General features: G+C 71.4%; 14 protein-coding genes. 8 read left to right on the top strand and 6 right to left on the bottom strand.

Features of this window, described 5'->3' with window-relative positions; translation table 11 throughout:
* Positions 1-10 precede the first annotated feature (10 nt).
* Complete coding sequence (locus IOD16_RS04080; RefSeq protein WP_123743600.1) at positions 11-436, top strand: HD domain-containing protein; 426 nt, start codon at positions 11-13, stop codon at positions 434-436.
* Between the two features lie 120 nt (positions 437-556).
* Positions 557-778: a hypothetical protein gene (locus IOD16_RS04075; protein WP_123743601.1), complete on the top strand. Its 222-nt coding sequence runs from the start codon at positions 557-559 to the stop codon at positions 776-778.
* A 56-nt stretch (positions 779-834) separates the two neighbouring features.
* On the opposite strand, the gene IOD16_RS04070 is transcribed toward IOD16_RS04075, so the two are convergent.
* Together IOD16_RS04070 and lepA are read right to left on the bottom strand one after the other, a co-directional pair.
* Positions 835-1,407: a Uma2 family endonuclease gene (locus IOD16_RS04070; protein ID WP_201438942.1), complete on the bottom strand. Its 573-nt coding sequence runs from the start codon at positions 1,405-1,407 to the stop codon at positions 835-837.
* Between the two features lie 116 nt (positions 1,408-1,523).
* Positions 1,524-3,368, bottom strand: coding sequence for a translation elongation factor 4 (gene lepA / locus IOD16_RS04065; protein WP_123743603.1), 1,845 nt, complete (start codon positions 3,366-3,368; stop codon positions 1,524-1,526).
* Positions 3,369-3,483: 115 nt separating this feature from the next.
* Here lepA and IOD16_RS04060 point away from each other — a divergent pair, with 115 nt between their 5' ends.
* Both IOD16_RS04060 and IOD16_RS04055 read left to right on the top strand, forming a co-directional pair.
* Entirely contained in the window at positions 3,484-3,918 is a 435-nt protein-coding gene (locus tag IOD16_RS04060) for a type II toxin-antitoxin system PemK/MazF family toxin (protein WP_201438941.1), read from the top strand.
* Positions 3,919-4,003: 85 nt separating this feature from the next.
* Positions 4,004-4,600, top strand: coding sequence for a class I SAM-dependent methyltransferase (locus IOD16_RS04055; protein ID WP_201438940.1), 597 nt, complete (start codon positions 4,004-4,006; stop codon positions 4,598-4,600).
* On the opposite strand, the gene IOD16_RS04050 is transcribed toward IOD16_RS04055, so the two are convergent.
* The 3 genes from IOD16_RS04050 to IOD16_RS04040 are packed head-to-tail and all read right to left on the bottom strand — an operon-like array spanning position 4,577 to position 6,537.
* Positions 4,577-4,945: a VOC family protein gene (locus tag IOD16_RS04050; RefSeq protein WP_201438939.1), complete on the bottom strand. Its 369-nt coding sequence runs from the start codon at positions 4,943-4,945 to the stop codon at positions 4,577-4,579. The two genes, IOD16_RS04055 and IOD16_RS04050, sit on opposite strands and share 24 nt — an antisense overlap.
* 13 nt (positions 4,946-4,958) lie before the next feature.
* Complete coding sequence (locus tag IOD16_RS04045) at positions 4,959-5,417, bottom strand: GNAT family N-acetyltransferase (RefSeq protein WP_201438938.1); 459 nt, start codon at positions 5,415-5,417, stop codon at positions 4,959-4,961.
* A 4-nt stretch (positions 5,418-5,421) separates the two neighbouring features.
* Positions 5,422-6,537 carry a winged helix DNA-binding domain-containing protein gene (locus IOD16_RS04040; protein ID WP_201438937.1) on the bottom strand — a complete coding sequence of 372 codons (1,116 nt, stop codon included), beginning with the start codon at positions 6,535-6,537 and terminating at the stop codon, positions 5,422-5,424.
* Positions 6,538-6,659: 122 nt separating this feature from the next.
* Between IOD16_RS04040 and IOD16_RS04035 the strand changes: the two genes are divergently transcribed.
* From IOD16_RS04035 to IOD16_RS04025, 3 genes are all read left to right on the top strand, one after another.
* On the top strand, positions 6,660-7,580 hold the full coding sequence (locus tag IOD16_RS04035) for an SPFH domain-containing protein (RefSeq protein ID WP_201438936.1): 921 nt from the start codon (positions 6,660-6,662) through the stop codon (positions 7,578-7,580).
* Between the two features lies 1 nt (position 7,581).
* A complete protein-coding gene (locus tag IOD16_RS04030) occupies positions 7,582-7,797 on the top strand; it encodes a hypothetical protein (RefSeq protein WP_123743610.1) in 216 nt (71 codons plus the stop codon).
* Positions 7,798-7,900: 103 nt separating this feature from the next.
* Positions 7,901-8,680 (top strand): VOC family protein, encoded by a 780-nt coding sequence (locus IOD16_RS04025; protein ID WP_123743611.1) that lies wholly within the window; start codon positions 7,901-7,903, stop codon positions 8,678-8,680.
* On the opposite strand, the gene IOD16_RS04020 is transcribed toward IOD16_RS04025, so the two are convergent.
* A complete protein-coding gene (locus IOD16_RS04020) occupies positions 8,649-9,452 on the bottom strand; it encodes a sulfite exporter TauE/SafE family protein (protein WP_201438935.1) in 804 nt (267 codons plus the stop codon). The genes IOD16_RS04025 and IOD16_RS04020 overlap by 32 nt on opposite strands.
* Before the next feature lie 165 nt (positions 9,453-9,617).
* On the opposite strand from IOD16_RS04020, the gene IOD16_RS04015 reads away from it, so the two are divergent.
* Positions 9,618-11,897 (top strand): glycoside hydrolase family 3 N-terminal domain-containing protein, encoded by a 2,280-nt coding sequence (locus tag IOD16_RS04015; protein WP_442978091.1) that lies wholly within the window; start codon positions 9,618-9,620, stop codon positions 11,895-11,897.

Here is an 11,897-nt window from a genome sequence, read left to right as displayed (position 1 = left end):
CAATGATCCGATGACGTTCACCGTTGATGACGCGATCCGGATCGCGCGGGCGGCCCACGAGGGACAGGTCGACAAGTCCGGCCAGCCGTACATCGGCCACCCGCTGCGGGTGATGGGGCGGGTGTCCGGCGAGCACGCGCGCATGGCGGCCGTGCTGCACGACGTGGTCGAGGACACCGCCGTGACCGCCGACGACCTGCTGGCCGCCGGGTGCCCGCCGGAGGTGGTGGCGACCGTGCTCGCGCTGAGTCACCGTGACGACGAGACGCAGGAGGACTACCTGGCGCGCGTGCTCGCCGACCCGGTCGCGGTGGAGGTCAAGCGGGCCGACATCGCCGACAACACGTCACCGCCGCGACTGGCCCTGCTCGACACCGCCACCCAGGACCGGCTGCGGGCGAAGTACTCCCGGGCACTGGACGTCCTGGGCCGGTGACGCGGTCTTCACGCCACCGTGACACTTGCGGCGGAGATCACGCCGAAGTTGGTCGCGTAAGCCCCTGACGTGCGGCATCATAGTAGGTGAACCGATACAGATAGCCGACCGAAAGGCGACATGACCACCGTTCTGGAGACCGTTCGCACGTACTTCGCCACCCGGCGGCAGCTCCGCAAGCGGGAAGCCGAGCTGAACCGCGAGTTGGCCGCCTACGACACCCCGAGCGCTCGGATGGACATGGAAGCCATCCTCGCCCGGCACTCCAGCCACGAGGCGCGCGAGATCGAAGCGATCCTCCGCCGCCAGGCGCTCAGCACCACGCTGCGCAACCAGAGCTGAGCTGCCGCACCCCTTCGAGGGCCTTCAGGACAGGGACGTCCTGAGGGCCCTTCCGTTCATCCCGCCCCGTTCTCCCACAGCCGGCCGAGCAGTTCCGCGGGCACGATCCGCACCGGGAACGGCAGCGTCGCGTCGAACGCGTCGTCCGCCTTCACCTCGGCCACCTGCCGGTAGCAGCCCTCGGCGTCGAGTTCGAACACCGCCAGCACAGGCTCCTGCGGATCGATCACCCAGTAGCTGACCACGCCCATGCGCTCATAGGCGATCTTCTTGATCGTGAGATCGCGGATATTCGTGCTGGGAGAGAGCACTTCCACCGCCAGCAACGGCGCGACGGGCAGCAGCTTGTCGGTGAAATCGACATGGCGACCGACGAGGACGTCCGGCTGCACCTCGGTCTTCGAGGACACCCGCACGGTGAATGGGGCGGTCAGCACCGTCAGCTCGTCCGGGCAGTGCGCGTCCAGAAGCGCACCGAGCTTCAAAGCGATTTTTTGATGCCGGTACCCCGGCGCCGGGCTCACGTGGAGCTGCCCGTCGATGAGTTCGTAACGGCGTCCGTCATCAGGCATGCCCTCCAGGTCTTCGACCGTGTAGGAGCCGCCTTCGTGTTCGACCATGACGGTCATGGTCCCCTCCTTCCGGTTGTCGCGCCAACCATGACAGAGGAAATCCCGGGAACAGCGATCCGCGCCGACAAGCCACCCGAAGATGTGCCTGCCGACGCGGATTTGGCCGGTGGTCCTTACTTCTTGCCCTTGTCCTTGCCGGAGTCGTCGGTGGACAGCGCGGCGACGAAGGCTTCCTGGGGGACCTCCACGCGGCCCACCATCTTCATCCGCTTCTTGCCTTCCTTCTGCTTCTCCAGCAGCTTCCGCTTGCGCGTGATGTCACCGCCGTAGCACTTCGCGAGCACGTCCTTGCGGATGGCGCGGATCGTTTCGCGGGCGATCACCCGGGCGCCCACCGCCGCCTGGATCGGCACCTCGAACTGCTGGCGCGGGATCAGCTCGCGCAGCTTCGAGGCCATCCTGGTGCCGTAGGCGTAGGCGTAGTCCTTGTGCACGATGGCGCTGAACGCGTCCACCGGCTCGCCCTGCAGCAGGATGTCGACCTTCACCAGCTCGGCGTCCTGCTCGCCCGACTCCTCGTAGTCCAACGACGCGTAACCGCGCGTGCGCGACTTCAGGGCGTCGAAGAAGTCGAAGATGATCTCGCCGAGCGGCATGGTGTAGCGCAGCTCGACGCGGTCCTCGGACAGGTAGTCCATGCCGCCCAGCTGGCCGCGCTTGGCCTGGCACAGCTCCATGATCGCGCCGATGTACTCGCTCGGCGCGATGATCGTGCACTTGGTGATCGGCTCGTACACCTCGGCGCGCTTGCCGTCCGGCCAGTCCGACGGGTTGGTCACCACGTGCTCGGTGCCGTCGTCCATGACCACGCGGTAGACCACGTTGGGCGCGGTGGAGATCAGGTCCAGGCCGAACTCGCGCTCCAGCCGGTCGCGGGTGATCTCCAGGTGCAGCAGGCCGAGGAAGCCGCAGCGGAAGCCGAAGCCCAGGGCGGCCGACGTCTCCGGCTCGAACGTCAGCGCGGCGTCGTTGAGCTGCAACTTGTCCAGCGCCTCGCGCAGGATCGGGTAGTCCGAACCGTCCACCGGGTACAGCCCGGAGTAGACCATCGGGCGCGGCTCGCGGTAACCGGCGAGGGGCTCGGTGGCGCCGTTCTTCTCCGCCGTCACGGTGTCACCGACCTTGGACTGGCGCACGTCCTTCACGCCGGTGATCAGGTAGCCGACCTCGCCGACGCCCAGGCCGACGCTCGGCTTCGGCTCGGGCGAGATGATGCCCACTTCCAGCAGCTCGTGCGTCGCGTTGGTGGACATCATCCGGATGCGCTGGCGGGGGGTGATCTTGCCGTCGACCACGCGGATGTAGGTGACCACGCCGCGGTAGGTGTCGTACACCGAGTCGAAGATCATCGCGCGGGGCGGCGCGTCGGCGTCGCCGACCGGGGCGGGCACGCGCTTGACGACCTCGTCCAGCAGCGCTTCGACGCCGAGGCCGGTCTTGGCCGAGACGCGCAGCACCTCCTCGGGCTCGCAGCCGACGATGTGCGCGAGCTCCTTGGCGTACTTGTCCGGGTCCGCCGCGGGCAGGTCGATCTTGTTCAGCACCGGGATGATGGTGAGGTCGTTCTCCATCGCCAGGTACAGGTTGGCCAGCGTCTGGGCCTCGATGCCCTGCGCGGCGTCGACCAGCAGCACCGTGCCCTCGCACGCCTCCAGCGCCCGCGACACCTCGTACGTGAAGTCGACGTGACCCGGCGTGTCGATCATGTGCAGCACGTGGTCCTGGCCGTCGACCTGCCACGGCAGCCGCACGTTCTGCGCCTTGATGGTGATGCCGCGCTCGCGCTCGATGTCCATGCGGTCGAGGTACTGCGCGCGCATCGCCCGCGCGTCGACGACGCCGGTGAGCTGCAACATGCGGTCGGCCAGGGTCGACTTGCCGTGGTCGATGTGCGCGATGATGCAGAAGTTCCGGATCAGGTCCGGAGGCGTGAACGTCTGGTCGGCGAACGTGGTCACTCAGGTTCCTCGCACAGGAAGGACGGGATCTGCCCATTTCAACTGAGGACAGCATCTCACGTCACGCCGTCGTGGCGTTCCACGTGTGCGTGACCGAGGCCATAGGCTGCCCGGCGTGCGTGCGAACGGTGAAGACGCCCGCCCTTCGAGGGGCGCGGTGCGCGAGGTCCACACGGCCGCGGTGGCGGCGACCCTGGAGTACTCCCCCGACCTGGACGGCCTGGCCGACCCGGGCGAGGTGGTGTGGGCCTGGGTGCCCTTCGAGGAGGACCCGGACCAGGGCAAGGACCGGCCGCTGCTGGTCGTCGGCCGCCACCGCCGGGCGCTGCTCGGCCTGATGCTGACCAGCAAGACCCCCGGCCGGCACGAGCTGGACGACTGCCTCGACCTGGGCTCCGGCCGCTGGGACCGCGACGGGCGGCGCTCCTACCTGCGGTTGGACCGGGTGTTCGAGCTGGACGAGGACGACATCCGCCGGGAGGGCTCGGTGCTGGAGCCGGAGCGGTTCTCGCTGGTCGTGGACGCGCTGCGGCGGATGGGCTGGCGCTGACCCCCACCCCGGGGCGGCGCATCCCCGGCCCGTCCTCGGGGCGATCCCCGATGCGACCGGCACTCGCCGTGACGACGCTGGGGACATGGCGAACAACCTGATGAAGGCGCTGGACGCGGCGTTCGGGCACCCGCGCGGCAAGGTGGGCGAGCTGGGCGGCCGGGTCATGGCCGTGCTGAACGCGAAGGTCGAGGAGCACGTCACCGAGGTGGCCGCGCCGACGTCCGAGGAGGTCGTGCTGGTGCTCGGCCCCGGTCCGGGCGTCGGGCTCAGGCTCGCCGGCGAACGCGCGCTCAAGGCGATCGGCGTCGACCCGTCGCAGGTCATGCTCGACGAGGCGCGTGAGCGGTGCGCGGAGCTGATCGTGGCCGGCCGGGTGGAGCTGCGCGAAGGCGCGGCGACGCGCACCGGCCAGCCCGCGGGCTCGGTGGACGTGGTGGTCTCGGTGAACAACCTCCAGCTGTGGGGCAACCGGCCGGCCGCGTTCCACGAGCTGTTCCGGGTGCTGCGGCCCGGCGGCAGGCTGGTCGTGTCGGTGCACCGGCGGGCGCTGGACACCTCCGAGTACGACCTGATCCAGGAGGCGGAGGCGGCGGGGTTCACCGGGGTGCGCACGTCGTTGCACCAGCACGGCGGCGTGGTCGGGCCCGCGGTGCAGCTACTGGCGCACGTCCCGGCGTAGCGGGTGCTCGGCGGGCACCTCGACCAGCACGATCCGCCTGCCGTCCGGGTCGGCGATCCACAGCTCGTCCAGGCCCCACGGCTCGCGCCGAGCGGGCCGGACGACGTGCTCGGCGAGGTCTTCGGCGACCCGGGCCAGGTCGCGCACCTGGAGCCACAGCTGGGTGGCGTCCGTCGGGTGCTCGGCCGAGGCGCCGGAGACCTCCAGGAACCCCTGGCCGAGGAAGAACACCGTGCCGCCGGGGAACTCGCGGGACACGGCCAGGCCCAGCACGTCGCGGTAGAACGCCCGCGCGCGCTCCGGCTCGCGGGAGCGGACGAGGACGCGGCTGCTCAGGATCTCCACGCCGTCCAGGCGATCACACGCGCAGCTCCAGCGCCATTCGCAGGTGCGTCTCCTCGCGGCCGGTCTCCCGCCAGCCGCGGGCGGTGTAGAAGCGCTGCGCGCGGTGGTTCTCCGCGAACACGTCCAAGCGCGCGGTGGTGACGCCGAGGTCGCGCAGCGCGCCCACCGCCGCCTCGTGCAGCGCGTGGCCGACGCCGTTGCCCCAGCACGCCGGGTCGACCTGGAGCTGCAACAGCTCGCCGCTCGGGGTGACCAGCGCGAACCCGGAGACCACGTGGTCCAGTTCGGCGCACAGCCACACCCGGTCGGGCCGGTCGAAGGTGAGGCCGCCGGCCCGCGCGGACCGCTCCCACTCGGCGAGCTCCGCCTCGGGCAGGTGGCCTTCGTAGTAGCTGCGCCTGGCCTTGACGTAGACGTCGACGAGCGGCCACTCGTCCTCCGCCCCCGGCGGGCGCACGGTGATCGTCCCCATGTGGTCAGGGACGTCGTGCCGCCGGCGAGGTTGTCCGGACCTCGTGCCGCGGCACGTCCGCCGCGAGGAACGCCAGCAGCCGCTCGCCCTCCCGCTCCACCTCGTCCATCGCGGTCGCGCGGTGGAACGGGCGCAGCTCCAGCGTGGCGGCGTCCTTGGTCCGGTGCACCTTCCAGTCGCCCGCCGTGACGCCGTCGACCAGGAAGAACTGCGGCACGGGACCGTGCGGTTCGTACTGCTGGGCGCGCACGTCGTCGGTGACGACCCGGCGCCGGTCGGCGTGCGAGAGCAGCAGGTTGTCGAAGTCGTAGAGGAACCTCGGCGGCGCGGGCACGTCCTCGTCCGGCCGGGGCGCGTCGGGCAGGTCGAACAGCTCCTGGCCGTCCTCGTCGCGCAGCCGCAGCAGCGGCAGTCCCTCGACCACCTCGCGCAGCCGGGTGAGGCCGGACCAGGTCTGCGCGTCCTTCACCGTCGCGGGACCGAACGCGGCCAGGTAGCGCAGCACCAGGTCGTCCACCGACGGCCGGTCCGCCGGGTCCGGGGAAGCGCCCAGCCACGTCTCCGCGCTGGTGTGGGCGATCGCGCCGCTGCGACCCCACACCCCGCGCGGCGGCACCTGCACCAGCGGCACCAGGCACCGGATCGCGTAGGCCAGCGAGGCGGGCGCGCGGTCCGGCCACTGCTCGTGCAGCAGCGTGCCCAGCTCCTTGTTGGTGCGCGGCTTCTCGGCCAGCAGCGTGCGACCGGCGGCCACCACTGCGTCCACGTCCAGGCCGCGCATGTCCCGGCCGTGGGTGTGGTTGCGGAACAGGTCGCGGTCGAGCGCGGGCTGGACCAGCGGGCGCAGCGCGAGGGCGTCCGCGGCGGTGACCAGGTGGATCGTCGAGCGCATCACGGCGATGCGCACCAGCTCCCGGTCCACCAGCGGGTCCGCGGCCCGGTCGGGGGTGAAACCGGCGATGCGCGACCACAGTCCCGTGTACCAGGTGTGCGGCGTCTGGGCCTGCAAGCCGACCAGGTGCGCGACGACCTCGGGCACGGCGGCCTCGGTGCGGGCCAGCAGGAACTGGCGGGCCAGGGTGGCTCGGCCGAGGGCGCGACGGCTCAGTACCGGGGTCATGGGGACCACGGTAGGGCTGATTGCGGACAACTCCTGTCCTCGTAGACGGTCCGGCTTGCCCGGCGGGCTGGAAAAGTGATATCACTTTGCTAAGCAAGCGATATGACATCAAGGGGTGGACCATGGACGTCACGGACGTTGCGGTGCAGATGCCGGTCCCGGTGGTCCGGGAGAAGGAAGCGCGGGCGCCATCGGGGTGGGGCGTGCTCGCGGGCGTGGTGGTCGGGGCGCTGGCGAGCGCGGCGCTGATCGCGCTGGGCTCGATCCCGGGCGACGACGGGCCCTCGATCCCGGCGATCGTGGCCGGCACGCTGCTGCTCGTCGGGACCTCCGTCGTGTCCGTCGGGTTGTTCACCGTCGCGCCCGGCGAGTCGCGGGTGCTCCAGTTCGCCGGCCGCTACACCGGCACCGTCCGCCAGGACGGCCTGCGGTGGGCGAACCCGTTCACCACGAAGGCGAAGGTCTCGACCCGGATCCGCAACCACGAGACCGCGACGCTCAAGGTCAACGACGCGGACGGCAACCCGATCGAGATCGCCGCCGTCGTGGTGTGGCAGGTGGAGGACACCGCGCGGGCGATGTTCGAGGTGGACGACTTCGTGCGGTTCGTCGGCATCCAGACCGAGACCGCGGTGCGCCACATCGCGACCAGCTACCCGTACGACAACCACGACGAGGTGGGGTTGTCCCTGCGGGAGAACGCGGACGAGATCACCGAGACGCTGTCGGTGGAGATCGCGGCCCGCGTGCAGTCCGCCGGGGTGAAGGTGATCGAATCCCGGCTCACGCACCTGGCCTACGCTCCGGAGATCGCGCAGGCGATGTTGCAGCGCCAGCAGGCGGGCGCGGTGGTCGCGGCGCGGACGCGGATCGTGGAGGGAGCGGTCGGCATGGTCCAGCTCGCGCTGGCCAGGCTCGCCGAGGAGGACGTGGTGGAACTGGACGAGGAGCGCAAGGCCGCGATGGTGTCGAACCTGCTGGTCGTGCTCTGCGGCGACCGATCCACCCAGCCCGTGGTCAACGCCGGGTCGTTGTACACCTGACGTGGCCGAGCGCAAGAGCGTCCTGCTGCGCCTCGACCCGGCGGTGCACGACGCGCTGACGAGGTGGGCGAACGACGAGCTGCGCAGCACCAACGCGCAGATCGAGTTCCTGCTGCGCCGAGCGCTCGCCGAAGCCGGTCGCCTGCCCACCGGCACGGCCGACCAACCCCGGCGCGGCCGGCCCCGCAAGAGCGAGGGCAACGGCTCGACCGGATGACCGGAGCCGTCGGTGCGGACCCCCGCGCCGACGGCCTTCGCGTGCCACCGGCCGGGCGTTGATCAACTCGCGGGGCGTGGCGGCTGGTGCGACTGTTGGCCAGATGAGCGTGAGGGACACCCCGTACCCGCCAGGCACACCCGCGTGGGTGGACATGATGACCACCGACCGCGAGGCCACCATGGAGTTCTACGGCGGCCTGTTCGGCTGGGACTTCGAGATCGGCGGCCCGGAGACCGGGCACTACACGATGGCGCTGGTGCGCGGGCTGCCCGTGGCGGGCTTCGGCGAGATGCCGTCGGACGTGATGTTCCCCGTGGTGTGGACGACCTACCTGGCCACCGACGACCTGGACGAGTCGGTGCAGCGGCTCAACGCCGACGGCGGCAAGGTGCTCGTGCCGGAGTTCGACACCGGCGGGCCGGGGCGCGGGGCGATCGCGGTGGACCCGTACGGCGCGGCGTTCGGGCTGTGGGAGGCGGGCACGCACATCGGCGCGTACGTGGCGAACGAGCCCGGCTCGGTGATCTGGAACGAGCTGGCCACCCGCGACCCGCTCGGCGCGGCCGAGTTCTACCGGCAGGTGTTCGACGTGGGGCTGGACCCGCTGCCGGACTTCCCGTACACGCAGCTGCGGGTGGGGGGCCGCGCGGTGGCGGGCGTGTTCGGCATGACCAACGAGGTCCCCGCCGAGATCCCGCCGCACTGGATGACCTACTTCGCGGTCACCGACGCCGACGCGGCGGCCGGCCGGGTGGAAGAGCTGGGCGGCGTCACGGTCGGCGACGTGGTCGAGTCGCGGTTCGGCCGGTTCACCACGGTCGGCGATCCGATGGGCGCGACGTTCCGGCTCATCCAACCGCCGCCTTCCACCCCAGACTGACCACGAGCGCCACCACGACGGTGAGGAACACCCGGCGCACGAACGCCGACCCGCGCCGCACCGCCAGCCGCGCGCCGAACACCGCGCCGGTCACGTTGCACAGCGCGAGCACCAGGCCCAGGCCCCACAGCACCTTCCCGGCCGGGATGAAGTAGAGCAGCGCGCCCAGGTTGGTCGCCACGTTGACGATCTTGGCCGTGGCCGAGGCGCGCAGGAACGCGAACCCGACGAGGCCCACGAGCAGGAACACCAGGAACGCGCCCGTGCCCGGACCGGCCAGGCCGTCGTAGAAGCCGATCAGCGCGCCGCCCAGCGCCATCACCGCGATCTGCGCGAAGCGCGTGAACCTCGGCGCCTCGGCCACGCCCAGCTCCGGCTTGCGCCACGTGTAGAGGCCGACGCCGACCAGCGCGACGAGCACCACGCCGTTGAGCACACCGGGCGCCAACGCGCCGGCGAACGCCGCGCCGCCCACCGCGCCCGCGAACGCGGCCACCGCCATCGGCAACGCCGAGGACCAGTCGATCGTGGTCTGCCGGGAGTAGGTGCGCACCGCCGCCGCCGTGCCGACCACGGAAGCGATCTTGTTGGTGGCCAGCGCGTAGAGCGGCTGGCCGCCGGGCGCGATCAGCAGCAGCGCGGGTAGCTGGACCAAGCCGCCGCCGCCCACCACCGCGTCGACCGCGCCGGCGAGCGCGGCGGCCAGGCAGAGGAACAGCAGGGCGGCGAGCGAGATGTGCCCGAAGCCGGGCCAGTCGAGTGCGGCGGTCACCCGTTCAGCCTAACCGGATGGTTGTACTGCTTTTTCGGGGCAGGCCTCCGTGGCCGGTAGTGGACGTGGGAACGCTCCCAGATGGGCCGTTCGGACCTGTTGTGCGTCAGGTCGCGCGAGCAAGGGTGTTCCCGGGCGTTCTCCCGATCCACCTGGAGGTTCTCGGTGTTGAGATCCCGCAAGCGGACCACGGTGGCCGCACTGGTCGTGTTGGCCTTGATGGTCACCGGAGCACAGGCCGGCGGCATCATCGAGCCGGCCGGGCAGGGTTACCAGGACGCACGCGCGCCGATCGACCGCCGGGTCGACGACCTCCTCAAGCGCATGACGCTGGAGGAGAAGGTCGGCCAGATGACCCAGATCCGGTTGGGCAAGCTGCGCGGCAACTGCGAGTGGAACCCCGGTCCGCTGCGCGAGGACTGCATGAAGGCCGTGCTGGAGGACGCGAAGGTCGGCTCGATCCTGTCCGGCGGCGGCGACGCGCCCACCCCGAACACGCCGCGCGCGTGGGCCGAGATGACCAACGCCATCCAGAAGTACTCGCTGGACCACAGCCGGCTGCGGATCCCGCTGATCTACGGCGCGGACGGCGTGCACGGCCACTCGAACGTGCTCAGCGCCACCATGTTCCCGCACCAGATCGGCCTCGGCGCGACGTGGCACCCGGAGCTGATGGAGCAGCTCGGCGCGTCCACCGGCCGCGCCATGCGCGCGACCGGCGTGTTCTGGAACTTCGCGCCCGTCTCCGACATCGCCCGCGACACCCGCTGGGGCCGGTACTACGAGACCTACAGCGAGGACCCGGTGCTGGCCGGCGCCCTGGCGGCGGCGAACGTGCGCGGGCAGCAGGGCGACCCGACCGACGGCACCGCGCGGCTGACCGCGACCGCCAAGCACTTCGCGGGCTACTCGGAGCCGTTCAACGGCCACGACCGCGCACCCGCCCAGCTGCCCATCCGGTACCTCCAGGACACCGTGCTGCCCGCGTTCCAGCCGCAGTTCGACGCCGGCGTCGGCACCGTGATGATCAACTCCGGTGCGGTCAACGGCGTGCCCGCGCACGCGTCGAAGTACCTGCTGACCACGCAGCTGCGCGACCGGATGGGGTTCCGGGGCGTGGCGATCACCGACTGGGAGGACATCCGGTTCCTGGTGGACCGCTACCACGTGGCGGCGAACTACGAGGAGGCCGTCGCGATGGCCGTGAACGCGGGCGTCGACATGGCCATGGAGCCGTCGGACGCGGCCGGGTTCACCGCCGGGCTGCTGGCGGGCGTGCGCGGCGGCGCGATCCCCGGCAAGCGGATCGACCAGGCCGTGCGGCGCATCCTGAAGCTCAAGTTCGAGCTGGGGCTGTTCGAGAAGCCGTTCGTCGACGTGGCGAAGGCCGACGCGATCGTGAACGGCGCCGACCGGGAGCTGGCCCGTCAGGCGGCGGCGGAGAGCACGGTGCTGCTGCGCAACGACGGCGTGCTGCCCCTGTCGACCGGCGTGGGCAAGCTCGTGGTGACCGGTGACTCGGCCGACTCCGCGGCCAGGCAGCTCGGCGGCTGGACCGTCGGCTGGCAGGGCGTGCCCGCCTCCTCGCCCATGCCGCCCACGGTGACGGTGCTTCAGGGCATCAAGGCCGCCGTGCCGTCGGCGAACGTCGTCAGCGCGGCCACCCAGGCCGACGCGGTGGCGCAGGCCGGTGACGCCGACGCGGTGGTCGTCGTGCTCGGCGAGGACCCCGGCGCGGAAGGCGAGTCGGACACCGAGGAGCCCGCGCTGACCGCGGCGCAGCAGGGCCTGGTGGACGCGGTGCGGGCGACCGGCAAGCCGGTGGTGGTCGTGCTGCTGACCGGCCGGCCGCAGGTGCTCGGCACGGTGGCGGACGCGCCCGCGCTGGTCGCGGGCTGGCTGCCCGGCTCCGAGGGCGGCAGCGCCATCGCCGACGTGCTGTTCGGCGCGGTGAACCCGAGCGGCAAGCTGCCCGTGTCGTGGCCGAAGACGGTCGGCGACCAGCCGTTCTCCTACGACCAGGTGCGCGGCGCGAACACCTCGCCCAGCTCGGCGTACGACCCGGCGTTCGCGTTCGGCCACGGCCTGTCGTACACGACGTTCACCACGTCCGCACCCACGCTGAAGTCGGCGGAGGTGCGACGGGACGACCAGGTGAAGGTGTCGGTGACCGTCGCCAACACCGGCTCCCGGGACGGCACGCTCGTCGTGCCGGTGTACGTGCACCAGCCCGTGAGCAAGGTGCTCACCGCCCCGCAGCGCCTGGTCGGCTTCACCCGGGTGGCGTTGAAGGCGGGCGAGCAGCGGGCGGTCGAGGTGACGTTCGACGTGCAGCGGCTCGCGGTGACGGCGGGCGACATGGACGGCTCGGGCAAGCCGGAGGTCGCCCGGGGTGGCTACGAGGTCGTGGTCGGCGACGGGAGGGCTCGATTCACGGTGCGGTGA

It is taken from the genome of Saccharothrix sp. 6-C (assembly GCF_016695385.1).
In the GTDB taxonomy this organism is placed as follows: domain Bacteria; phylum Actinomycetota; class Actinomycetes; order Mycobacteriales; family Pseudonocardiaceae; genus Actinosynnema; species Actinosynnema texasense.
The sequence above is the reverse complement of the archived record's forward strand: the minus strand, read 5'-3'. Positions and strand labels throughout refer to the sequence as shown.